The sequence below is a fragment of the Nonomuraea sp. NPDC050556 genome (assembly GCF_044457355.1).
Classification (GTDB): domain Bacteria; phylum Actinomycetota; class Actinomycetes; order Streptosporangiales; family Streptosporangiaceae; genus Nonomuraea.
Genome location: NZ_JBITGU010000002.1, coordinates 1,775,163 through 1,797,624 on the forward strand (window position 1 = coordinate 1,775,163; position 22,462 = coordinate 1,797,624).

The 22,462-nt window shown below is 71.7% G+C and carries 21 protein-coding genes and 2 riboswitches; of the genes, 12 read left to right on the forward strand and 9 right to left on the reverse strand.

The window, feature by feature from the left end; translation table 11 throughout:
* The first annotated feature begins 127 nt into the window (after positions 1-127).
* From ACIBG8_RS26425 to ACIBG8_RS26455, 7 genes are all read left to right on the forward strand, one after another.
* Positions 128-985 (forward strand): tetratricopeptide repeat protein, encoded by an 858-nt coding sequence (locus ACIBG8_RS26425; protein WP_397345614.1) that lies wholly within the window; start codon positions 128-130, stop codon positions 983-985.
* A gap of 350 nt (positions 986-1,335) precedes the next feature.
* A riboswitch (adenosylcobalamin (AdoCbl) riboswitch) is annotated at positions 1,336-1,480 on the forward strand.
* 2 nt (positions 1,481-1,482) lie between these two features.
* Positions 1,483-1,671 carry a CbtB-domain containing protein gene (locus ACIBG8_RS26430; RefSeq protein WP_397345615.1) on the forward strand — a complete coding sequence of 63 codons (189 nt, stop codon included), beginning with the start codon at positions 1,483-1,485 and terminating at the stop codon, positions 1,669-1,671.
* Between the two features lie 4 nt (positions 1,672-1,675).
* Positions 1,676-2,410, forward strand: a complete 735-nt coding sequence (locus tag ACIBG8_RS26435; protein WP_397345616.1) for a CbtA family protein — start codon at positions 1,676-1,678, stop codon at positions 2,408-2,410.
* Positions 2,411-2,793: 383 nt separating this feature from the next.
* Positions 2,794-3,120, forward strand: a complete 327-nt coding sequence (locus tag ACIBG8_RS26440) for a histidine phosphatase family protein (protein WP_397345617.1) — start codon at positions 2,794-2,796, stop codon at positions 3,118-3,120.
* A complete protein-coding gene (locus ACIBG8_RS26445; RefSeq protein ID WP_397345618.1) occupies positions 3,117-5,063 on the forward strand; it encodes a putative cobaltochelatase in 1,947 nt (648 codons plus the stop codon). Before ACIBG8_RS26440 ends, ACIBG8_RS26445 begins: the two co-directional genes overlap by 4 nt.
* 1 nt (position 5,064) lies before the next feature.
* A complete protein-coding gene (gene cobO / locus ACIBG8_RS26450; RefSeq protein ID WP_397345619.1) occupies positions 5,065-5,664 on the forward strand; it encodes a cob(I)yrinic acid a,c-diamide adenosyltransferase in 600 nt (199 codons plus the stop codon).
* Positions 5,661-6,962, forward strand: coding sequence for a cobyrinate a,c-diamide synthase (locus tag ACIBG8_RS26455; RefSeq protein WP_397345620.1), 1,302 nt, complete (start codon positions 5,661-5,663; stop codon positions 6,960-6,962). Before cobO ends, ACIBG8_RS26455 begins: the two co-directional genes overlap by 4 nt.
* Here ACIBG8_RS26455 and cobN read toward each other — a convergent pair.
* Positions 6,917-10,444 (reverse strand): cobaltochelatase subunit CobN, encoded by a 3,528-nt coding sequence (gene cobN / locus ACIBG8_RS26460; protein WP_397345621.1) that lies wholly within the window; start codon positions 10,442-10,444, stop codon positions 6,917-6,919. The genes ACIBG8_RS26455 and cobN overlap by 46 nt on opposite strands.
* A gap of 33 nt (positions 10,445-10,477) precedes the next feature.
* A riboswitch (cobalamin riboswitch) is annotated at positions 10,478-10,665 on the reverse strand.
* A gap of 66 nt (positions 10,666-10,731) precedes the next feature.
* Between cobN and ACIBG8_RS26465 the strand changes: the two genes are divergently transcribed.
* Genes ACIBG8_RS26465 through cobJ form a run of 3 tightly spaced genes read left to right on the forward strand, consistent with a single transcriptional unit; the run spans position 10,732 to position 13,912 of the window.
* A complete protein-coding gene (locus ACIBG8_RS26465; RefSeq protein WP_397345622.1) occupies positions 10,732-11,754 on the forward strand; it encodes a precorrin-3B synthase in 1,023 nt (340 codons plus the stop codon).
* Positions 11,751-12,371: a precorrin-8X methylmutase gene (locus ACIBG8_RS26470; RefSeq protein ID WP_397345623.1), complete on the forward strand. Its 621-nt coding sequence runs from the start codon at positions 11,751-11,753 to the stop codon at positions 12,369-12,371. Before ACIBG8_RS26465 ends, ACIBG8_RS26470 begins: the two co-directional genes overlap by 4 nt.
* Before the next feature lie 2 nt (positions 12,372-12,373).
* Positions 12,374-13,912, forward strand: coding sequence for a precorrin-3B C(17)-methyltransferase (cobJ, locus tag ACIBG8_RS26475; RefSeq protein ID WP_397346190.1), 1,539 nt, complete (start codon positions 12,374-12,376; stop codon positions 13,910-13,912).
* A gap of 234 nt (positions 13,913-14,146) precedes the next feature.
* On the opposite strand, the gene ACIBG8_RS26480 is transcribed toward cobJ, so the two are convergent.
* The 4 genes from ACIBG8_RS26480 to ACIBG8_RS26495 form a co-directional block, all read right to left on the reverse strand.
* Entirely contained in the window at positions 14,147-14,971 is an 825-nt protein-coding gene (locus tag ACIBG8_RS26480; RefSeq protein ID WP_397345624.1) for a precorrin-6A/cobalt-precorrin-6A reductase, read from the reverse strand.
* Positions 14,956-15,711, reverse strand: coding sequence for a precorrin-4 C(11)-methyltransferase (cobM, locus tag ACIBG8_RS26485; protein WP_397345625.1), 756 nt, complete (start codon positions 15,709-15,711; stop codon positions 14,956-14,958). The genes ACIBG8_RS26480 and cobM overlap by 16 nt, the downstream gene beginning before the upstream one ends.
* A 172-nt stretch (positions 15,712-15,883) precedes the next feature.
* A complete protein-coding gene (gene cbiE / locus ACIBG8_RS26490) occupies positions 15,884-17,356 on the reverse strand; it encodes a precorrin-6y C5,15-methyltransferase (decarboxylating) subunit CbiE (RefSeq protein WP_397345626.1) in 1,473 nt (490 codons plus the stop codon).
* Positions 17,353-17,721, reverse strand: a complete 369-nt coding sequence (locus tag ACIBG8_RS26495) for a TIGR03618 family F420-dependent PPOX class oxidoreductase (protein WP_397345627.1) — start codon at positions 17,719-17,721, stop codon at positions 17,353-17,355. Before ACIBG8_RS26495 ends, cbiE begins: the two co-directional genes overlap by 4 nt.
* Positions 17,722-17,771: 50 nt before the next feature.
* Here ACIBG8_RS26495 and cobF point away from each other — a divergent pair, with 50 nt between their 5' ends.
* On the forward strand, positions 17,772-18,503 hold the full coding sequence (gene cobF / locus ACIBG8_RS26500) for a precorrin-6A synthase (deacetylating) (protein WP_397345628.1): 732 nt from the start codon (positions 17,772-17,774) through the stop codon (positions 18,501-18,503).
* A 55-nt stretch (positions 18,504-18,558) separates the two neighbouring features.
* On the opposite strand, the gene ACIBG8_RS26505 is transcribed toward cobF, so the two are convergent.
* Together ACIBG8_RS26505 and ACIBG8_RS26510 are read right to left on the reverse strand one after the other, a co-directional pair.
* Positions 18,559-19,332, reverse strand: coding sequence for an LLM class flavin-dependent oxidoreductase (locus tag ACIBG8_RS26505; RefSeq protein ID WP_397345629.1), 774 nt, complete (start codon positions 19,330-19,332; stop codon positions 18,559-18,561).
* On the reverse strand, positions 19,329-19,904 hold the full coding sequence (locus ACIBG8_RS26510; protein ID WP_397345630.1) for a DinB family protein: 576 nt from the start codon (positions 19,902-19,904) through the stop codon (positions 19,329-19,331). The genes ACIBG8_RS26505 and ACIBG8_RS26510 overlap by 4 nt, the downstream gene beginning before the upstream one ends.
* A 72-nt stretch (positions 19,905-19,976) precedes the next feature.
* On the opposite strand from ACIBG8_RS26510, the gene ACIBG8_RS26515 reads away from it, so the two are divergent.
* Positions 19,977-21,140 carry a GNAT family N-acetyltransferase gene (locus tag ACIBG8_RS26515; RefSeq protein WP_397345631.1) on the forward strand — a complete coding sequence of 388 codons (1,164 nt, stop codon included), beginning with the start codon at positions 19,977-19,979 and terminating at the stop codon, positions 21,138-21,140.
* Here ACIBG8_RS26515 and ACIBG8_RS26520 read toward each other — a convergent pair whose 3' ends face one another.
* Together ACIBG8_RS26520 and ACIBG8_RS26525 are read right to left on the reverse strand one after the other, a co-directional pair.
* The gene (locus ACIBG8_RS26520; RefSeq protein ID WP_397345632.1) at positions 21,141-21,818 is read right to left on the reverse strand and encodes an RraA family protein; all 678 of its coding nucleotides are present in this window, start codon (positions 21,816-21,818) and stop codon (positions 21,141-21,143) included.
* A 13-nt stretch (positions 21,819-21,831) separates the two neighbouring features.
* On the reverse strand, positions 21,832-22,455 hold the full coding sequence (locus ACIBG8_RS26525) for a maleylpyruvate isomerase N-terminal domain-containing protein (protein ID WP_397345633.1): 624 nt from the start codon (positions 22,453-22,455) through the stop codon (positions 21,832-21,834).
* Between the last annotated feature and the right edge of the window lie 7 nt (positions 22,456-22,462).

A 22,462-nucleotide genomic window follows, 5' to 3' on the forward strand; every position in this document is an offset into this window, starting at 1 on the left:
ACCGAACCCTTGGGTCGTTTTGGTAGGGTGCGAAGCGCTCGGACCATATTCTCGCTGGTGGCTGATTGACGAGGGGGCCGGTGATCAGCGAGTCTCGACTTATCCGGCACGGATGAGGGAGGCCTCGATGAGCGGCGCGGATATCTCCTCGCGCTCTGGCATATCCGCTCACGAATACGGTGCCGCCTGGGCTGCTGCGACGGCGGCCCTCGAAGCGGGAGACCTGGCCGCCGCCCGAACCCTCGCCACCTCGATCGCGGACCGTTCCCACGCCCCTGGCCTGGAGCGCCGCTACGGCCGCGCCAAGCACCTGCTCGCCCGCATCGCCCGCGCCGCCGGCGACCCGGCCGCCGCTGAGGAGGCGCTGCGCGCCGCCCTCCGGGCCTTCACCTTTCTGGAGGACGCCAGTGGCGCGGCCGACGTCCTCACCGACCTCGCGGAGGTACGGCTCGCGGCCGGGCAGTTCGGCGACGCGTCCGACCTGTCGCGGCAGGCGGTCAAGCGCGCGCCGGGCAACGTGCGGGCGCTGACCGTGCTCGGCTACGCGCAGTGGCTCAGTGGCTCGCCCGCCGACGGGGAGAGCACGTTCGAGCAGGCGCTGCACATCAGGCGCGACGCGGTGGCCGCCCTTTGCGGGCGCGGGCAGGTGCGGGCCGACCTGGGCGACCATCGGGACGCGCTGACCGACCTCGACCGGGCGCTCCGGCTCGGCGTCCCGGCCGCAGAGGAGGCGGACGTGCGGTCGGCTCGGGCGCTGGCGCTGGCGGGGCTGGGCAACCTGCCGGACGCGGACGCGGAGATCACGCGAGCGGTGGAGCTGGATCCGAACCGGGCGCGCACGCGGTTGCGGCGGGCGCGGATCCGTTCGCTGGCGGGGCGGTTGGAGGAGGCGTTCGGCGACCTGCAGGAGGTGCTTTCGTTCGGCGCGGCCCCGGTCGAGACGGCCACCGCCCGCCGCGCGCTGGCTCGTCTGCGCACGCTTTGACGGTCTTTTGGGGGTACGGCAAGCACGGAACCCCCACCCGCCGCACGTGGCTGGGCTCTTTCCAGGGTGACGCCCCTCGGGCGCACCTGGCTGGCCACCGTCACGCCGGGACGAGACACGAGGTCTTCGAGACTTCGCGGCCGAAGGACCTCAGGGGTTGAGGACCTCAAGGGCTGAGGGACCTCAGAGGTTGAGGACCTCAAGGGCTGAGGGACCTCAGAGGTTGAGGACCTCAAGGGCTGAGGGACCTCGCGGGTGGGCGGCCCAAAAGCGTCTAGGGCCTTGAAAAGGGGGTTTTTCGGGCGCTGCTCGGCGGTGTGTCGGTTGACGCGAACGGGAGGAAAGGATACGTTCCGGGAGATTTCACGATCGCCAAGGGAAATCCGGTGAGATGCCGGTGCGGACGCGCCACTGTATCCGGGACGTAGATCCCGGGAGCCAGGTCGCTTGGCGGCCGTGACCTCATGTTGGGACGCGTCATCCCCGAGGAGGCTCCAATGAGTGGTCTGTCCACTCCATCCACCATCCCGCTGCCACGCCTGGGCCGATGGCTGATCATCGTGCCCTTCCTGCTGCTCGTGGCCTACCTGGTCCTGATGGACAACGGCGCCATCTCCCAGACAGGTACCTACCTTCACGAACTCATGCACGACGGGCGTCACCTGCTCGGCGTGCCCTGCCACTGAGGCCGTGATACGTACCCTGCTGGTCAGGGGCCTGCTCGTCGGGCTCCTGGCCGGACTCATCGCGGGCGGCTTCGCCTTCGTGTTCGGCGAACCGCGGGTGGACTCCGCGATCGCGCTCGAGGAAGCCGCTGCCGCGCACCATCCGGCGGGCACCGCGGAACACAGCCACGACGAGGAAGAAGCGCCGGTCAGCAGGCCGGGGCAGAAGGCCGGGCTGTTCCTGGCGACCGGGTTGTACGGGCTGGCGGTGGGCGGGATCTTCGCGCTCGTCTTCGCCGGGCTGCGCGGCCGGGTCGGCCCCAGGTCGGACGGCAAGCTGGGGCTCGCGGCCGCGGGCACGGCGTTCGTCGCGGTCATTCTTGTGCCGTTCCTGAAATATCCAGCCAACCCACCGGCGGTCGGCGACCCGGAGACGATCAACAGCAGGACCCTCCTGTATGTGGTCATGATCCTGGTCGGTCTGGCGGCCACGGCGATCGGCGTCGCGACGGCGCGCCGCGTCACCGCGGGTCCGTGGGCCAGGGGGGTGGCGGCGGGCGTCGCGTTCCTGGTGCCGGTGATCGCCGCCTGGGTGCTGCTACCCACGGTGAACGAGGTGCCGGACGGGTTCCCCGCGACGCTGCTCTGGGAGTTCAGGCTGGCATCGCTGGGGACACAGCTGGTCTTCTGGGCCGCCTTCGGCGTCCTGTTCGCCTGGGCCAGCGACCGGGCCGCCCGCCCGGCCACTGTCCCCGTCTGACGGAGGTGCTGTTCGTACGGCAGGCGAGCACGCCCGGCATGCGTGCGGCCCGCTTCCCCACGGATGAGGCGGCCGACCCGTCGAGCCTGGCCAGAGCGCTGGTCCTGGCGAGTGACGGGCCGATCTTCTGCGCCCCCCAACAGGCGGCCAGACAGACGGCTGCGGCAATAGCCATGCCTCCACCTCTCTCTAGCGGCCCGACACCAGACACCCCGCCCACCGGAGGACCGCCTGCCGCAGGACCGCCCGCTGGTGGGCCGCCTGCCGGAGGGCCGCCCACTGAAGGGTCGTCCTCCGGAGGGATGTCCTCTCGGAGGGCCTTCGCCCGTTGGGCGGTGATGGGTGGTCCAGGGGCTGGCGAGGTGAGCGGCAGGGGGGCGGTTGTGGTGGGTGAGCTGGCGGAGCCGGATTTCGGTCGTTGGGTTGGCCTGCCGTACGCACAGATCGATCCGGACGAGCTCGCGGCCTGGCTCGCGGACCCCGAGGTGGCGCCGCACGGTGGTGAGAGCCTGGCCGCGCACGCGTCCCGCGTGGCCGGGTGGCTCACCACCGCGCCCCCCGACGCCCTGGTGGTCTGCGACGTCTGGACGATCAGAGCAGCCCTCGGGCTGACCCCACTGGTGGCCGCGAGATTCGATCTGGCCCCCCTGTCGACGACCGAGGTCAGCGGCGGCCGGATCACCCATGTCAACAGGAAGGTCACATCGTGACAGCCACCTATCCGTTCAGCGCCGTCGTCGGGATGGAGGATCTGAAACTCGCCCTCCTGCTCAACGCCGTCTCCCCTCGGGTGGGCGGCGTGCTGGTGCGCGGGGAGAAGGGCACCGCCAAGTCGACCGTCGTCCGCGCCCTCGCCGCACAGCTGCCGCAGGTCGCGGTGGTAGCCGGGTGCCGGTTCGCCTGTGACCCCGCCGAGCCGGACCCGGACTGCCCCGACGGCCCCCACGAGCCGGGCGAGCCGCGCGCGAGCCGCCCGGCCGCGCTTGTGGAGCTGCCGGTGGGCGCGTCCGAGGACCGCCTCGTCGGCTCCCTCGACGTGGAGCGCGCGCTGACCGAGGGGGTGAAGGCGTTCGAGCCCGGCCTGCTGGCGTCCGCGCACCGCGGCGTCCTCTACGTGGACGAGGTGAACCTGCTTCACGACCACCTCGTCGACCTGCTGCTCGACGCGGCGGCGCTGGGCCGGTGCTACGTGGAGCGCGAGACCGTGTCCGTACGGCACGCGGCCAGGTTCCTGCTGGTCGGCACGATGAACCCGGAGGAGGGCGAGCTCCGCCCGCAGCTCCTCGACAGGTTCGGGCTGACGGTCGAGGTGAAGGCGTCGCGGGAGCCTTCGGAACGGGCCGAGGTGGTACGGCGGCGCCTGGCCTTCGACGCCGATCCCGCCGGGTTCGTGGCTCGGTGGGTTTCCGCTGAGAGCGAGCTGGCGGCGCGGATCGCCGCCGCCAGAGCGCGGGTGCCGTCGGTGGAGCTGCCCGATGAGCGGTTGGAGCAGATCGCCACGGTGTGCGCGGGGTTCGAGGTGGACGGGTTGCGCGCGGACATCGTCACGGCGAACGCGGCGATCGCGCACGCGGCGTGGCACGGGCGCGAGGTGGTCACCACGGAGGACGTGCGCGCGGCGGCCCGGCTGGCACTGCCCCACCGCCGCAGGCGCGACCCCTTCGACGCCCCGGGAATGGACGAGTCCCGCCTGGACGACCTCCTGGGCCCGGACAACAACCCGGACGACGACCCGGACGACGACCCGGGCGCTGGGCCGCCGCAGGGCAAAGGCCCGCAGGACCCAGGCGGCCCGCAAGAGCAAGCAACGCCCCAGGCAGAGGACAGGCCAGGCGACGCGGATGTGGACAAGCCGAGCGGTGAGTCGGTGGCCAAGGCGGCGGAGCCGTACAAGGTAGGCCTTCTGAAGGTTCCCGGCGTCGGCGAAGGCGTCGCGGGACGGCGGTCGCGGGGCAGGACAGCGCAGGGAAAGGCCATCGGCGCCAGGAAACCCCGTGACCGGATGCGTGACCTGCACCTCTCCGCCACCATCCTGGCCGCTGCGCCGTACCAGAAAGAACGCGGCAGGCAAGGCCCAGGCCTGCTGCTCAAACAGGACGACCTCCGCGAAACCATCAGGGAAGGCCGCGAAGGCAACCTGGTCCTTTTCGTCGTCGACGCCAGCGGCTCCATGGCCGCGCGCAAACGCATGACCGCCGTCAAGACCGCCGTCCTCAGCCTGCTCCTCGACGCCTACCAGCGGCGCGACAAGATCGGCCTGGTCACCTTCCGCGGCGCCACAGCCGAAGTGACCCTCCCCCCGACCTCGTCCGTCGAAGCGGGCGCGGCCAGGCTCCGACAGCTCCCCACGGGAGGCAGGACCCCGCTGGCCGCCGGGCTGGTCAGGGCCGCAGAGGTGCTCAGGGTGGAACGGCTGCGCGACCCGTCCCGCCGCCCCCTGCTGGTCCTGGTCACCGACGGCCGCGCCACCTCCGGCGGCGACGTGGCCAGGGCGGCGACGCTGCTCAGGGGTACGGCGAGCGTGGTCGTCGACTGCGAGAGCGGCCCCGTACGGCTCGGCCTCGCCGTACAGCTCGCCGCCAGGCTCGACGCGCCCGCCGTACGGCTGGAAGAGCTCGGCACGGTCGTCCGTGACTACAGGAAGGCGGGCTGACATGCCCCAGGGCAAGCCGACGACGATCCCCGAGGACGGGCTCACCACCCGCCAGCGCAGGACCAGACCGCTGCTGATGGTCCACACCGGACCGGGCAAGGGCAAGTCGACCGCCGCCTTCGGCATGGCGATGCGCGCCTGGAACCAGGGCTGGCCGATCGGCGTGTTCCAGTTCGTGAAGTCGGCCAAGTGGCGGGTCGGCGAGGAGCGGGCGCTGACCGTGCTGGGTGCGTCCGGCGAGGGCGGCTCGGTGAGCTGGCACAAGATGGGCGAGGGCTGGTCGTGGATCCAGCGCGGCCCCGAGGAGGACCACGCGGCCGACGCGCGCGAGGGCTGGGCGCAGATCAAGCGCGACCTGGCGGCGGAGACGTACCGCTTCTACGTGCTGGACGAGTTCACCTATCCCCTCAAGTGGGGCTGGCTGGACCTGGACGACGTGGTCGAGACCCTGCGCGAGCGGCCGGGCAACCAGCACGTGGTCATCACCGGCAGGGACGCGCCGGACAAGCTCCTTGAGGTCGCCGATCTGGTGACCGAGATGGGCAAGGTGCGCCACCCCATGGACGCCGGGCAGAAGGGACAGAAGGGCATCGAGTGGTGATCCCCCGGCTCGTCATCGCCGCGCCGTCCTCGGGCAGCGGCAAGACGACGGTGGCCACGGGCCTGATGGCGGCCCTGCGGTCGGCGGGCATGAAGATCTCTCCGCACAAGGTGGGGCCGGACTACATCGATCCCGGCTACCACGCGCTGGCCACCGGCCGCCCGGGCCGCAACCTGGACCCGTGGCTGGTCGGCGAGGAGCGGGTGGTCCCGCTGTTCGAGCACGGCGCGGCCGGGTCCGACGTGGCGGTGGTCGAGGGCGTGATGGGCCTGTTCGACGGGCGGGGCGAGACGGACTTCGCCTCGACGGCGCACGTGGCCAGGCTGCTGGACGCGCCCGTGGTCCTCGTCGTGGACGCGGCGCGGCAGAGCAGGTCGGTGGCGGCGGTCGTGCACGGGTTCGCCACGTTCGACCCGCGGGTCAGGGTCGGCGGGGTGATTCTCAACCGCATCGGCTCCGACCGGCACGAGGAGCTGTGCAGGGCGGCGCTGGCCGGGGTCCCGGTGCTCGGCGCGATCCGGCGCGAGGACGCGGTCGCCACGCCGTCCCGCCACCTCGGCCTGATCCCGGCGGCGGAGCGCTCGGCTGAGGCGACGGCCGCGGTGGCCCGGCTGGGCGAGCTGGTAGCCCGCTCCTGCGACCTGGAGGCGTTGGTACGGCTGGCGCGGACGGCCCCCGCGCTTCCCGGCAGGCCTTGGGAGGTGCCCGTGCATCAGGGGAATGCGGTCGTCGCGGTCGCCGGTGGAGCGGCGTTCACCTTCGGCTATGCCGAGCACGTCGAGCTGCTCGAAGCGGCCGGTGCCGAGGTGGCGGTGTTCGACCCGCTGCGCGACGAGAAGCTGCCGGAGGGGACGGGCGCGCTGGTCGTCGGCGGCGGCTTCCCCGAGGTCTACGCCGCCGAGCTGGCCGCCAACACCTCCTTGCGCGAGGAGGTCGCCTCCTTCCCCGGCCCGATCGCCGCCGAGTGCGCCGGGCTGCTCTACCTGTGCGAGGAGCTGGACGGACGCAGGATGTGCGGCCGTGTGCCCGGCGTAGCGCGGATGTCGGAGAAGCTCACCCTCGGCTACCGGGACGTGGCCGCGTCAAGGGACTCGCTGCTCACGCGGAAGGGCGAACGCTTCCGCGGACACGAGTTCCACCGCACCAGGCTCACCCCGCCCGGCGACCTGTTCCAGGAGACGGGCGGGTACGGCGACGCCCTCGTCACCGCCTCCTACCTGCACCTGCACTGGGCCGGGCGGCCCGAGCTGGCTCAGCGGCTCGTGTCGTCCTCCAGGTCACCCTCCGTCTTGAGGTAGACCTCCTGCAGCCCGCGCAGCAGGTCGGGGTCCGGGTGCTCCCACATTCCCCGCTCGGCCGCCTCCAGCAGCCGCTCGGCGATCCCGTGCAGCGCCCACGGGTTCGACTTCGCCATGAACGCCTGGTTCTCTGCGTCCAGCACGTAGGTCTCGGTGAGCTTGTCGTACATCCAGTCGGCCACCACGCCGGTGGTGGCGTCGTAGCCGAACAGGTAGTCGACGGTCGCGGCCAGCTCGAACGCGCCCTTGTAGCCGTGCCTGCGCATCGCCGCCAGCCACTGCGGGTTCACCACGCGGGCACGGAAGATGCGCGAGGTCTCCTCCGACAGGGTCCTGGTGCGTACGGCGTCGGGACGGGTGCTGTCGCCGACGTACGCGGCCGGAGCCTTGCCGGTGAGCGCGCGGACGGTGGCGATCATGCCGCCGTGGTACTGGAAGTAGTCGTCGGAGTCTGCGATGTCGTGCTCGCGGGTGTCGACGTTCTTGGCGGCCACCGCGATCCTGCGGTAGGCGCTCTCCATGTCCTGCCGGGCGGCGACGCCGTCCAGGCCGCGGCCGTAGGCGTAGCCGCCCCAGACCGCGTAGACCTCGGCCAGGTCGGTGTCGTCGCGCCAGTTGCGGCTGTCGATCAGCGGCAGCAGCCCGGCTCCGTAGGCTCCCGGCGCCGACCCGAAGATCCGCCGCGTGCGGCCGTCCTCGGCGACGTGGGCGCGGACGTAGTTGTCCTCAGGGGACTCCTCCAGCCCGGCGACGAGCTGGACGGCGTCGTCCAGCATGGCCACGACGTGCGGGAACGCGTCGCGGAAGAACCCGCTGATGCGTACCGTGACGTCGATCCTGGGCCTGCCCAGCTCCTCCAGCGGGATCGGCTCCAGGTGCGTGACCCTGCGCGAGGCCTCGTCCCACGTGGGGCGCACGCCGAGCAGGGCGAGCACCTCGGCGACGTCGTCGCCTGCCGTACGCATGGCGCTGGTCCCCCACACCGACAGGCCGACCGACCTGGGCCACTCGCCGGTGTCCGCGCGGTAGCGGTCCAGGAGCGAGTCGGCCATCGCCTGGCCGGTCTCCCAGGCCAGCCTGCTGGGTACGGCACGCGGATCGACGGAGTAGAAGTTGCGCCCGGTCGGCAGCACGTTGATCAGCCCACGCAGCGGGGAACCGCTGGGGCCCGCCGGGACGTAGCCGCCGTCGAGGGCGTGGAGGAGGTGGTCGAGCTCGTCGGTCGTCCTGTCGAGCCTGGGCACCACCTCGGTGGCGGCAAAGGTGAGAATGCGGGCGACCAGGTCGTCATCGGTGAGCTCGGAGACCCTTGGCGGGTCCCAGCCGCGTTCCTCCATGCCCTCCACCAGCGCGCGGGCCGTCGCCTCCGCCCTGTCCGTGGCGTCCAGCCCGGCGGTGCCGTCCTCCACCAGGCCCAGCGCCTCGCGCAACCCGGGCAGCGTCTCCTGCCCCGACCACATCTGCCTGGCACGCAACATCGCCAGCACCAGGTCCACCCGCTGCGCCCCGGCCGGCGCGTGACCCAGCACGTGCAGGCCGTCGCGGATCTGCGCGTCCTTCACCTCGCACAGCCACCCGTCCACGTGCAGGATGAAGTCGTCGAACTCGGTGTCGTGCGGCCGGTCGGCCAGCCCCAGGTCGTGGTCGAGCTTGGCGGCCTGGATGAGCGTCCAGATCTGCGCCCTGATCGCGGGCAGCTTCGCCGGGTCCATCGCGGCGATCGTGGCGTGCTCGTCCAGCAGCTGCTCAAGCCGGGAAATATCGCCATAGGACTCGGCGCGGGCCATCGGCGGCACCAGGTGGTCCACCAGCACCGCGTGCGCCCGCCGCTTGGCCTGCGTCCCCTCGCCCGGGTCGTTGACCAGGAACGGATAGATCAGCGGCAGGTCGCCGATCGCCGCGTCCGTGCCGCACGACGCGGACATGCCCGCCGACTTGCCCGGCAGCCACTCCAGGTTGCCGTGCTTGCCGACGTGCACCATCGCGTGCGCGCCGAAGTCCGCCGACAGCCAGCGGTAGGCGGCCAGGTAGTGGTGGCTCGGCGGCAGGTCGGGGTCGTGGTAGATCGCGATCGGGTTCTCGCCGAAGCCGCGCGGCGGCTGCACCATCAGCACCACGTTCCCGGCGCGCAGCGCGGCCAGCACGATGTCGCCCTCGTGGGTGAACAGCTCGCCGGGCGGCGGTCCCCAGTGCCGCTCCATGCTCTCCCTGAGGTCTGCCGGGAGGGTGCGGTACCAGGCGGTGTAGGCCGCACCGGAGATCCGTACCGGATTGCCGGCCAGTTGCTCGTCGGTGAGCCAGTTCTCGTCCTGGCCGCCGGCGGCGATCAGCGCGTGGATGAGCGCGTCGCCCTCGTCGGGGAAGCCCTCGCCCAGGTCGTAGCCCGCCTCGGCGAGCCTCGCCAGGAGCTTGACCGTGCTGGCCGGGGTGTCGAGGCCGACGGCGTTGCCGATCCGCGCGTGCTTGGTCGGGTACGCCGAGAGCATGACGACGAGCCGCTTGGACGCGTTCGGGATGTGCCTGAGCAGGCCGTGCCGTACGGCGATGCCCGCGACCCTGGCGGCGCGCTCCTCGTCCGCGACGTAGACCGTGAGCCCGTCGGGGTCGATCTCCTTGAACGAGAACGGGACCGTGATGATCCGCCCGTCGAACTCCGGGATCGCCACCTGCGACGCCGCGTCCAGCGGCGACAGGCCGTCGTCGTTCTCCTCCCACGCCTGCCTGCTCGTGGTCAGGCAGAGGCCCTGGAGGATCGGCACGTCGAGGTCGGCCAGCGCGCCCACGTCCCACGCCTCGTCGTCGCCGCCCGCCCCCGCCGTCGCGGGCCTGGACCCACCGGCGGCCAGCACGGTCACCACCAGGGCGTCGGCGGCGCGCAGGGTTTCGAGCAGCGCGGGCTCCGCCGTACGCAGCGAGGAACAGAAGACCGGCAGCGCACGGCCCCCGGCGTTCTCGATCGCGGTGCAGAGGGTCTCGACGAAGCCCGTGTTGCCCGCCATGTGGTGCGCCCGGTAGTAGAGCACCCCGATGACCGGCCCCTCGCCGGTGCTCTCCCTGCCCAGGAGCCCCCAGGAGGGCGCCGGGGTGGGCGGTGCGAAGCCGTACCCGGTGAGCAGGACCGTGTCGGAGAGGAACTTGTGCAGTTCGCCCAGGTTGTCCGGCCCGCCCTGGGCCAGGTAGGCGTGCGCCTGTGCGCACACCCCGCCGCTGACCGTGGACAGCTCCATCAGCTCGGCGTCCGGCGCCTGCTCGCCGCCGAGCACCACCACGGGACGCGGCCCGGCCAGCAGGTGGTCGAGCCCCTCCTCCCAGGCCCTGCGCCCGCCGAGCAGGCGGACGATCACCAGGTCGGCGCCGTCGACGAGGGCGGGAAGGTCGTCGACCCCCAGCCTGGCCGGGTTGCCGAGCCGGTAGCCGGCGCCGCTCGCGCGGGCGCTCAGCAGGTCGGTGTCAGAGGTCGAGAGCAGCACAACGCCAGGCACGACAACGTCCTCCCTCGGGGTCCTCGCCCCGGGTCGCAGGTCACGACGGCAGGAGTCTCCTGGCTCCCGGATCGACGCTCACCCCGGCCTTCCCGTCCATTGCTGGACAGTGGCCTTCGGTGGAGTTCGCTCCCCGGTCACAGTGGCGGGACCGCGCCGGTTTCACACCGGCTTCCTCCCATTGCCATCGCCTAGGGGGAGCCTACAGTGGCGTTACCATCCTGAACGTGTCCATAGCTGACTTTTCCGGACGAACGCGCCCTGACGCATGTCCGGGAGCGTTACAGGTGCACCAGGCGGCGGACGGGCCGCTGGCCCGGGTCCGCGTGCCCGGCGGGCTGATCTCCACGGCGCAGCTCACGTTGCTGGCTACCGGGGTGCTCGAGCTGACCTCACGGGCCAACGTGCAGGTCAGGGGGGTACGGTCACCCGCTTCCTTTGCCTCGGCGCTCGCCGGGGCTGGGTTGCTGCCGTCGGCCTCGCACGAGCGGGTGCGCAACATCGTCGCGTCCCCTTTGGGCGGGCGCGGGGTCTCGGGTCGTTGGGACACGCAGCCGCTGGTGGAGGCGCTTGACCAGGCGTTGTGTGCGCGGGATCGGCTTGCCTCGCTGCCTGGGCGGTTCCTTTTCGCGGTGGACGACGGGACGGGCGACATGCTCGGCCTCGGCGCCGACGTCACCCTGACCCCGGACGGCCTGGTGGTGGCCGACTCCCTGCTTGTTAAGGGCGCGACAGACCCGCTCTCGGCCGCAGAAGCCTTCCTCGACGAACGCGACTCCGAGTGGCGCATCACCGAACTCCCGAACGGCCCCGCCCGCATCGCCGCCCGTCTTGGGATCCCTGGAACTCTTGTGACCTCGCAACCTCCCCGCCAGCAGCGTGCGGGGTTGCTGGAGCAGCGGGACGGGCGGGTCGCGCTGGAGGTCGTGCCCCCGCTCGGCCGCCTCTCCCCCGCCCACGTGCGCGCCCTCGCCGACACCACCGACCACGTCCGGCTCACCCCCTGGCGCACCGTCGTGCTCGTCGACCTCCCACCCGAGGAAGCCGCGCACGTGGCAGCACACCTGGAGGCAGCAGGCCTGGTGACCGACCCGAGCTCCCCCTGGGTGGGCGTCACCGCCTGCACCGGCAGCCCCGGATGCGCCAAATCCCTCGCGGACGTGCAGCAGGACGCCGCCCGCTGGACCCCCACCAGACCCACCACCACCCCCGTGCACTGGTCCGGCTGCGAGCGTCGCTGCGGCCTCCCGAAGGGCCAGGTCACGCAGCTGATCGCCACAGCAGACGGTTACCAGGAAAGGCAGCAGTGATCGACTACATCCGCGACGGCGCCGAGATCTACCGGCAGTCGTTCGCCACCATCCGCGCGGAAACCGACCTCAGCGGCATCCCGCCCGAGGTGGCCCAGGTGGCCGTACGGATGATCCACGCCTGCGGCATGACCGACCTGGTCACCGACCTGGCCTGGTCCACCGGCGCGGTGACCCGGGCCCGCGAGGCGCTGAAGGCAGGGGCGCCCGTGTTCTGCGACGCCACGATGGTCGCCACCGGTGTGACCAGGAAGCGCCTGCCCGCCGACAACGACGTGGTGTGCACGCTCAACGACCCCCGCGTCCCCGCCCTGGCGGAACGGCTCGGCACCACACGCAGCGCGGCGGCGCTTGAGCTGTGGCGCGACCGGCTCGACGGCTCCGTGGTGGCGATCGGGAACGCGCCCACCGCGTTGTTCCGGCTCCTGGAGCTCGTCGCCGAGGGCGCCGGGCGTCCTGCGGCGGTGCTGGGCATCCCGGTGGGGTTCATCGGCGCGGCCGAGTCGAAGCGGGCGCTGACCGGCAGCGGCCTGGAGTTCCTGGTGGTGCACGGTCGGCGCGGCGGCAGTGCAATGACGGCGGCGGCGATCAACGCCATCGCGAGCGAGGCGGAGTGAGCATGCTGTATGGGGTGGGGCTCGGGCCAGGCGATCCCGAGCTGGTGACGGTCAAGACGGCGCGGCTGATCGGCGAGGCGGACGTCATCGCCTACCACGCGGCCAGGCACGGGAGGAGCATCGCGCGTTCGATCGCCCTGCCGTACATGCGGGAAGGACAGGTCGAGGAGCTGCTGCTCTACCCGCTGACCACGGAGACCACCGACCATCCCGGCGGGTACCAGGGGGCGCTCGACGACTTCTACGCCGAGTGCGCCGAACGGCTCGCCGTACATCTGGACGCCGGTCGGACGGTGGTGGTGCTGAGCGAGGGCGATCCGCTGTTCTACGGCTCGTACATGCACATGCACAAGCGGCTCGCGCACCGCTATCCGACCGAGGTGGTGCCGGGGGTGACCTCGGTCAGCGCGGCGGCGGCCGTGCTGGGGCGGCCGCTGGTGGAGCGGGACGAGGTGCTGACCGTGCTGCCGGGCACGCTGCCTGGCGAGGTGCTGGCCGAGCAGTTGCGCGGCACGGACTCGGCGGCGGTGCTCAAGCTCGGGCGGACGTTCACGAAGGTCAGGGACGCCTTTGCCGAGGCGGGGCGGCTCGACGACGCGTGGTATGTCGAGCGGGCCACGATGGGGGCTGAGCGGGTGGCGCCGCTCAAGGACGTGGATCCTGAGGGCGTGCCGTACTTCTCCCTGGCCCTCCTGACCAGCCCTTCCTCGACCGCCTTCGACCAGAGGCCCGCCCGTGAAACGGCCACCTTCGCACAGACGGCCACCTCCCAAGCGGCCGCCTCGGCACAGACGGCCGCCCCTGCCTCTGGGGTTTCTGGCGAGGTGGTCGTCGTCGGGCTGGGGCCTGCCGGGCGGCCGTGGCTGACCCCTGAGGCGCAGGAGGCGCTGGCCGCCGCCACCGACCTGGTCGGCTACGGACCATATGTCGACCGCGTGGCACCCAACCCACGCCAGATACGCCACCGTACGGACAACCGCGTCGAGGCCGAGCGCGCCAGGCACGCGCTGGAGCTGGCCCGCACCGGCGCCCGCGTCGCCGTGGTCTCCTCAGGGGATCCGGGCGTGTTCGCCATGGCCAGCGCCGTACTGGAGGTCGCCGAGGACTTTCCAGACGTGCCCGTACGGATCGTCCCCGGGCTGACCGCCGCGCAGGCGGTGGCGAGCAGGGCGGGTGCGCCTTTGGGGCACGACTACTGCGTGTTGTCGCTGTCCGACCTGCTGAAGCCTTGGGAGGTGGTGGCCAACCGGCTGACCGCCGCGGCCAAGGCCGACCTGGTGCTGGCGATCTACAACCCGGCGTCGCGCAGCCGTACCTGGCAGGTGGCCGCGACCCGCGACCTCCTGCTGGAGCACCGCGCCCCGGGCACCCCCGTCGTCATCGGCAGGAACGTCGGCGGCGAGGAGGAGACGCTCACTGTTACGACACTGGGCGAGCTGGACCCGGGGATGGTCGACATGCGCTGCCTGTTGATCATCGGCTCCTCCACCACCCGAGTCTCCCCAACCGGCACCGTCTACACCCCCCGCCGCTACCCCTAACCCACCCCGGCGGCCCTCACGCCTGGGCCGCCCCCACCCATGGCCCTAACGCCTGCCCAGGCTCCCTTTCGGCCCTCGCCCCCCGACCTCTTGCGCACCTCACCGCATGACCCAGCCTTTGGGCCACACCGCGTGGGCCCAGCCTTTGGGCCTCACCTCGTGGCCCAGCTTTGGGCCTCGTGGCCCGGGCCCGCCTTGGCCTTCACGCCTGGGCCGGACCTGGGCCATCTCCCGTCACGCCCGAGCTGCCCAGCTCGCCGCCTCCGCCGCGTTGTCGACCTGGCGGAGGCCGTCGGGCAACGGCGGCCGGTTCACCATGACCACCCTGACACCGAGCTCACGGGCTGCGACGAGCTTGGCCATGGTCAGCTCGCCGCCACTGTCCTTGGTGACCAGCGTGTCGATGCCGTGCTCACGCATGAGCGCCAGCTCGCCATCCACGGTGTACGGTCCCCGCGCGAGCACCACATGGACATTGGGCGGAACCGGCGCCTCCGGCGGATCCACCGACCTCGCCAGAAACCAACGCTCCCGCTCAACCCGCCCGACCTGCCCAGGCAGCTCGACCCGCTCGACCCGCCCAGGCAGCTCGACCTGCCCAGCCCGCTCGGTCCGCTCGGTCCGCCCGACCCGCTCGGTGGTGAAGATCGGCAGGCTGCGGCGGCCTGTGGTCAGGAAGACTCGCCTCCCCAAATGCTCAGCCGCTTCCTCCAACGAGCCCACCCGCGTCCAAGCGTCGCCCGCGCCCTCCCGCCACCCCGCACGCCGCAACACCAGCAACGGGATCCCAGTACGCGCAGCCACCTCCGCCGCCGACGCCGTCATCCGCGCCGCGAACGGGTGCGTAGCGTCCACCACCGCATCCATCGCGTTGGCCCCGAGCCACCCGGCCAACCCGTCCACGCCACCAAACCCACCCATATGCACCTCGCCAACCGGCAACCGCGGATTACTCACCCGCCCCGCCAGCGACGACACCACGAACACACCCTCTGCCACGAGCAGACCAGCCAGCGCCCGAGCCTCCGCCGTACCCCCGAGGATCAGGACGCGCCGCATGCCCGATCTCTCTCCGCGCTGTACAGATGGCTGTCAGGGAACTGCGTAGCCGCCAGCACCCGTCCCACGATGATCACCGCAGTGCGCCGGATCTCCGCCTGCCGTACCAGGGTCGCGATGTCGGCCAGCGTCCCGCGCACGATCAGCTCGTCGGCCCGGCTCGCCCGCGCCACCACCGCCACAGGACAGTCCGCGCCATAGGACGGCACCAGCTCAGCCACCACCTCGTCGATCCGCTGCACGGCAAGATGCAGCACCATCGTGGCCCGGCTCGCCCCCAACGTGCCCAGATCCTCCCCGGGCGGCATCGGCGTGGCCCGCGCGGACGTACGGGTCAGAATGACCGTCTGCCCGACCCCGGGCACGGTCAGCTCCCTGCCCAGCGAAGCGGCCGCCGCGGCGAACGCGGGCACCCCAGGCACGATCTCGTACGGCACGCCGAGCGCGTCCAGCCTGCGCAACTGCTCGGCCACGGCGCTGAACACCGACGGGTCCCCCGAATGCAACCGCGCCACATCCAGCCCCTGCCGATGCGCGTCCGCCAGCTCGGCGACGATCTCCTCAAGCGTCAGGTTCGCGGTGTCCACGAGCTTTGCCCCAGGCGGACAGGCGTCGAGCAACTCATGCGGCACCAGCGACCCCGCATAGAGACAGACCGTCGCCCTCTCCAGCACCCGCAGCCCGCGCACCGTGATCAGATCCGCCGCCCCCGGCCCGGCACCGATGAAATACACGGTCACGTCAGGTCCCCTCCGCCACGTCTTGTCGCGACCGTCACGTCAGACCCCATCCGCCTTGCTCTGCGACCCTCATGCCAGATCCCGTCCGGGATGCCTGACCGCGACATCAGGTCTCGTCCGGGGTGCCTTGCCGCGACCCTCAGGTCCTTTCCGGGGTGCCCTGTCGCGACCGTCATGTCAGGTCCTTTCCGACCGACCACACCGTGACCGGCATCGCCGGGCGCCAGCCTGTGAACGCCCCCAGCGGCGAAGCCTGCTGTACGGCCAGCCGTACCAGCTCCCCGCCGAGCCTGCCGTACCACTGCGCCACCAACGCCTCCGACTCCAGCGTGACCGCGTTCGCCACCAGCCTGCCGCCGGGACGCACGGCCGACCAGCACGCTTCCAGCAGGCCGGGCGCGGTGAGGCCGCCGCCGACGAAGACCGCGTCCGGCGCGGGCAGGCCGTCCAGCGCCCCGGGCGCGCGCCCCTCGACGACCTGCAGGGAGGGGACGCCGAGCGTGTCAGCGTTGCGCCTGATCCTGGCGGCCCTGATCTCGTCACTCTCGATCGCGACGGCCGTGCACGACGGGTGGCTGCGCATCCACTCGATCGCGATGCTGCCCGCGCCCGCGCCGACGTCCCAGAGCAGCTCGCCCGGTTGCGGGGCCAGCCGGGCCAGGGTGACCGCCCTGACGTCGCGCTTGGTGAGCTGGCCATCGTGCTCGTACGCGTCGTCCGGCAACCCCGGGACCCGCGGCAACCGCACCGCATCCGGCCCGGCAACACAGGAAATCGCGATCACGTGAAGATCTGTGAAGCCGTCGCGCGTCAGGCTCGCTGCCGTGGCCCGCGTCTCGGCCTCCTCGCGTGCGCCCAGGTCGGACAGCACGGTCATCTCGCTGCCGCCGTACCCGCGCTCCACCAGCAGCTCGGCCACCTTCAACGGCTCGCCCCCGAGCACCAGCACGCGGCGCCCGTGCCCCATGGCGGCGTTGAGCATCGCTAAGGGGCGGCCGACGAGGCTGACCACGTCCACACTCTCGACGGGCCAGCCCATCCTGGCGCAGGCCAGCGTCAACGACGACAGATGCGGCAGGATCCGCACCCGCGCGGGACCCACCAGGCGGACCAGCGTGGCGCCGATGCCGTAGAAGAGGGGATCCCCGCTGGCCAGCACGCAGATCTCCCGGCCCTCGTGCTGTTCGAGCAACTTGGGCAGCGCAGGCAACAACGGCGACGGCCAAGCCACCCGCTCCCGCCCACCCCCAACGCCAACACGCCCAACTGCCTCCGCACCACGCCCGACGGCCTCTTTCGCGCGTCCAGCCGCCGGATCTACGGCCTCCGCCCCGGAACGGGACGGCTCGACCTCCGACGCCCGCTCCGCAGCCCCGGACGCCCGTTGCGCCGCTCCCGCACCGGAAGCCGTCCGCTCCACGGCACCGGACGCCGTCCGTTCCGTGGCACCGGACTCGGGCCGGGAGGCTTCGGCTTCTGTCCCGGCGACATGCGCCGGAGTCCCGGGCGGGTGCGCTGCTGGTTCGGGGATGAGGGCGAGTTGTCGGCTGCTGCCGAACAATACGTCGGCCTCTTCGATCGCCTGACGCGACGCCTCCGCCAGCCCGGCCCAGCCGTCCGCGCCGATGCCTACGACGGTGATCACACGTTGCCCAGGATGCGGGTCACCTGGATCTCCACCACGACCCTGGCCGGGTTGGCCCTGGGGGGTTTGTATCTCGCCGCATACCGGGCCTCGGCGTCCGCGACCTCCTCGGGCGAGGTCCTGAGTACGGCCCGGCCCTCCAACGTCGACCACCGCCGCCCGTCCACCTGGCACAGCGCCACCATCGCGCCGCCCTCCCCGATGATGCGCGCCTTCTGGGACGTACCCGACGTGATCACGCGGGCGATGCCGGTGTCGAGGTCGTACGTCGCGCCGACGGGCACCACGTGGGGCGTGCCGTCCGGGCGGACCGTGGTGAGCGTGCACAGGTGCCGCTCCTGCCAGAATTCGGCGAACCCGTTCACGGAGCTCCTTACAGGTGATTTGCCGGAAATATCCTGACACACTCGGGCGGGTGAAACGGCTCCTCATCATCGGCATCGGCGCGGGCGACCCCGACCATCTCACCCTCCAGGCGGTCAAGGCGATCGCCGCCACCAACGTGTTCTTCCTGGTGGAAAAGGGGTCGGCCAAGGACGACCTGATCCAGCTCAGGCGCGGCATGATCGAGACCCATGCGCGCGAGCCGTACAGGATCGTGTCCGCGATCGACCCCGAGCGCGACAGGACCACGACCGCGTACACCGAAGCGGTCGAAGACTGGCGCAACCGCCGAGCGACCCTCTACGCCCAGCTGATCGCGGATTCGCTGGAGGACGGCGAGACCGGCGCGTTCCTGGTGTGGGGCGATCCAGGCGTGTACGACAGCACGCTGGCGATCCTCGACTCGCTCGACCTGTCGTACGAGGTCATTCCAGGCATCAGCAGCATTTCCGCATTGACCGCACGGCACGGCATCAGCCTGACCAGCGTCGCCAAGCCTCTCCACCTGACCACCGGACGCCGCCTGAAGGAGCACGGGCCGACGGCGGACGACATGGTGGTGATGCTGGACGCGCACTGCTCCTTCGACGGGCTGGATGGTTATCACATCTATTGGGGCGCGTATCTGGGCACTCCCGACGAGCTCCTGATCTCCGGGCCTGTGGCGGAGGTGGGGGAGCGCATCAAGGAGGTGCGGGCCAAGGCGAGGGCGCGCAAGGGTTGGATCATGGACACCTACCTCCTTCGCGCCCTTCACTCATAAGGGACCCCTGACAAGGAGAGGGCTCTCATAGAAGCAGTTCTCTCGGGGGCAGCGATCAACCGTGGAGGGTGGCGCGGGCCTGGGCGAGGGTGATGGTGTGGGGGTCGAAGTGGGTCAGCCACCACGTGGCGCCCGCCCTCTCATAGGGCGCAGGGTCCACACCATCCGCCAGAGACACCACGAAGTCGTACGGACGATCAGGCCGCATCGTGGCGACGATCTCGGCCAGGTGGTCGGCGGAGTCCAGGTTCACCGGGAAGAAACCGGACTCGCCCAAAGCCCGGCGCATGGGGCCCTTCTTGCCGGGGTACCCGGCCACCCACACGGGGATGTCACCCGGCGCGGGGAGGAAGCGGACGTCGTCGACGGTGTGGTGGGCACCGCTGTGACGCACCGGCTCGCCTGACCACGCCGCGTGCAGGATGGCTAACGACTCGTCCAGCATCGCCGCCCGCGCCCGGTCCTCGCACTCCTCACCGAACCTGGAGTACTCCCCGCCATACCGGTCGCTCCCCAGGCCCACCCCCAGCGTCAGCCGTCCGCCGGAAAGCAGGTCAAGCGTCGCGGTCTCACGAGCCACCTTCGCCGGCCTCCGCCGGGCCAAGGGCGTGATCATGGGCCCGATGCGCAGCCGTTCCGTCGCCACCGCGATGGCGGACAGCGTGATCCACGGGTCGGCCACCGCCCGGACCGGGGCGTACCAGTGCACGTGGTCCCAGACGAAGAACCCGTCCCACCCCGCCTCCTCCGCCTCTGCGGCCAGCCCGGCGACCACCCTGGGGTCGGCCAACTCGTCGAAGAGCGGCAGCCATATGCCTCGTTTGATCACTGTTGGGCAGCGTCTCGGATCTTGGCGACGTACTCGCGCCACCAGGCGGCGTCCGCATCAGCCGGGAACGACGAGTCGCCCGGATACTGCCCGCCCGCCCCGTCGAGCAGCTCCCTGACGATGTCCGCGTGCCCCGCGTGCCGCGCCGTCTCGCCGATCATCCGCAACACCAGCATGCGCAGCGACGCCTCGCGCCTGCTCTCCGGCCACCACGGCACCGTGCCCACCGCATCGAGGTCGAGCGCCTCGATCGTCTCGTCGGCGTGCGCGCAGGCCCGCTCGTAGAGCCCCACGATGTACGCGGTCGTCTCGCCCTCGGCGACCCACATGTCGGCGCCGTCCCAGACGCTGCCGTCGTCGACCCACGACATGTGCTCGGGCGCCGGCCGCCCGAACACCTCGCCCAGGTAGCCGTACTCCAGCCCCGCCAGGTGTTTCACCAGCCCCAGCAGGTTGGTGCCCGTGGGCGTCATCGGCGTGCGCATCTCCGCGTCGCTCAGGCCGTCGAGCTTGAAGAGCATCGCCCCACGGAACTCGCGCAGGCTCGCCAGCAGCAGGTCCTTCTCCGTCATGCAGCCACCTTCGCATGCCGTTCCGACAGAATCCGTTGGACGGAGCGGTGGACGCGCTGGGATAGTCCCCAGGTGACCACCACCCCGCTGCCTGGCGGGCTTGCCCTGCGACAGGCGCGCCCGGCCGACTTCGACCAGATCGCCGCCCTCCTGGAGGAGCGCGGCGACGCGGCTGACGCCGTCGACCACCGCCTCGTCGTGGAGGACGAGGTCGAGGCCTGTGCCGTGGTGGTCGACGGAGATCGGGTCGTCTCGACCGCGACGCTCCTCGACGAGGAGCTGTACCTGGGAGGCGCGCGGATCCCCGCCGGCCAGGTCGAGCTGGTCGCCACCGACCGCGCCTACGAGGGCCGAGGCCTGGTGAGAGCGCTGATGGGCTGGGCGCACGAGCGCTCGAAGGCCCGGGGCCACCTGGCCCAGGTGATGATCGGGATCCCGTACTTCTACCGCCTGTTCGGCTACGAGTACGCCATCGACATCCCGCCCGCGACCCCGCTGCGTACCCCGCTGCGGGGCGAGGGGACGGCGAAGGTGCGCCAGGCCGTACCAACCGACCTCCCCGCGCTGACCGAGCTGCAGGACGCGGCGCAGAGCGGCTTCGACGTGCGGATGCCGCACTCGCCCGCGCGCCGCCGCTGGCTGCTCGCCCACGACGCGAGCACGACCTGGGTGGTCGAGCGCGGCGGCAAGGTCGTCGCCACCGGACGCACCGGGCTGCCGGAGGACGGCGAGATCCTCCTGGCCGAAGCCGCAGCCGTCGACGAGGAAGCCGCCCTCGACCTGCTCAGAGGCCTGCCGGAAGCGCAGGTGCGCGCCGTCGAGCGGGCCGGGACCGTGACCGAGCGCGCCTGGCGCGATCTCCGCACCGGCGAGCGGCCGACCAGGGCCGAGCAGTACTACGTCCGCATTCCAGACGTCCCCGGCCTGCTGGAACGGCTGCAGCCCGTGTTCCGCGCGCGGGCGGACCGCGACTTCGTCCTGTCCACCTTCGGCGCCCACTACCGCATCCCGGCGAACGGCAAGGTCACCTCGGGCGGCCCCATGCAGTCTCCGGGGTCGGCCGGAGCCGCCGGGGTGGCGCCGGACCAGTTGCCCGCGCTGCTGTTCGGACCGCTCGGCATCGACGGGCTGTCCAGGATCCGCCCCGACGTCTACCCGGGTCCCGACGAGGAGCTGTTCCAGGCGCTCTTCCCGCCGCTCACCGCCGACCTGCTCACCTACTACCTGCCCTACTGATCACTCCTCGATGGCGCCGCCGACCGTTCTGAGGTGGTTGCGGAAGGTCAGTGAGGGGTCTTCCGCGCGCCGTGCGAGGAAGGTGTCGAAGGAGACCTGCGAGCGCAAAGACGTCCCCGAGCGGATGAGGTCCGCCTGCCGCCGTTCCGTGGTCTTGATCGCCAGAGCCAGGGTGGAAAGCTCGGAAACCCGGTCCAGCGGGACGAACAGCGCGCCGTCGTCGTCGGCGAACACCGCGTCCTGTCGGTCCACCGTCCACTCCCCCACGACGGCCGAGTCCAGGGCGTCCTTGGGCCGCGGGTCCAGGCGCAGCGGGCCGGTGGGGATCGTGCCGAGGCTGAACACCGGCAGGCCGATCGCGCGGATGTCGGCGGTGTCCCGGTGCAGCCCCCAGATGACGATCCCGGACAGACCGGCCGCCTGGGCTTCGAGGACGACGAGGTCGCCGACGCAGCTCTCGTCCGTCCTGCCGCCGTTGTCGACCACGAGCACGTCCCCGGGCCCCGCCCCCTCGAACGCCTCCAGGAACACGTCGACGCTCCCCGCGTGACGGGCGGGCAGCACGCGCCCGGCGAGCCGCGTCCCCGGCACGACGCCGGTCACCGAGGCGCACCGCACCGGGATCCCCGCCCTGATGCAGGCGTCGGCGACGTGCGCTGTGGTCAGTCCCTCGAACATCCAGGCGCTCCTCTCAGAAGGCGGCGACCGTGGCCGGCGCCCGTTCCGTCCTGCTCAGCGCACGCACCACCGCGGTGCTCCCATGACGCCGTACGGCCAGCCGTACGAGAAGGTCCACCACGGACGAAACGGCTCCCTCAGGGAAGGCAGGCGTGTCGATCCCCACACTGACCGCGAGGTCGTCCGCGTGCACGACCAGCTCCATCATCCGCGTGACCAGCAGATCGTCGAGCATCAGCGCCCACGGCCCCCACAGCGCCATCCGCACCGGCCGGGCCGGGACAGCGGCAAGGTCGAGGGAGGCGAGGACGGCGTCGACCCGCGCGGCCAGCGCCACGGGCCCTTCTGCCGCGACCGACGAGCCGCCGTCCCTGATCCTGACGTTGATCTCGTCGTCCAGGTCGGCGCCGATCCACTCCACCCGGCCGTAGTGGTCGAGCAGCGAGATCACCGGCTCCTCGGGCACCGGGTCGCCCAGCACCTGCGCGACGACCAGCACCTGGAAGGCCAGGTGCCCGGCGAGCCCGCCCACGCTGAACGCGGGCAGCGCGCTGGGCTCGTCCCAGCGGTCGCGGACGGCGGGTGTACGCAGCAGATCAGCGGCGACCCGCGCCGTGGCCAGGAAATCTCGGCGCATGTCTGCA

Bases quoted from the DNA above. Each gene is read 5' to 3' on its own strand.
- ACIBG8_RS26480 (WP_397345624.1), bottom strand. From the start codon at position 14,971: ATGCGGCGCGTCCTGATCCTCGGGGGTACGGCGGAGGCTCGGGCGCTG.
- ACIBG8_RS26430 (WP_397345615.1), top strand. From the start codon at position 1,483: ATGAGTGGTCTGTCCACTCCATCCACCATCCCGCTGCCACGCCTGGGC.
- cobJ (WP_397346190.1), top strand. From the start codon at position 12,374: ATGCTGTATGGGGTGGGGCTCGGGCCAGGCGATCCCGAGCTGGTGACG.
- ACIBG8_RS26510 (WP_397345630.1), bottom strand. From the start codon at position 19,904: ATGACGGAGAAGGACCTGCTGCTGGCGAGCCTGCGCGAGTTCCGTGGG.
- ACIBG8_RS26425 (WP_397345614.1), top strand. From the start codon at position 128: ATGAGCGGCGCGGATATCTCCTCGCGCTCTGGCATATCCGCTCACGAA.
- ACIBG8_RS26520 (WP_397345632.1), bottom strand. From the start codon at position 21,818: ATGTTCGAGGGACTGACCACAGCGCACGTCGCCGACGCCTGCATCAGG.
- ACIBG8_RS26525 (WP_397345633.1), bottom strand. From the start codon at position 22,455: ATGCGCCGAGATTTCCTGGCCACGGCGCGGGTCGCCGCTGATCTGCTG.
- cobO (WP_397345619.1), top strand. From the start codon at position 5,065: ATGCCCCAGGGCAAGCCGACGACGATCCCCGAGGACGGGCTCACCACC.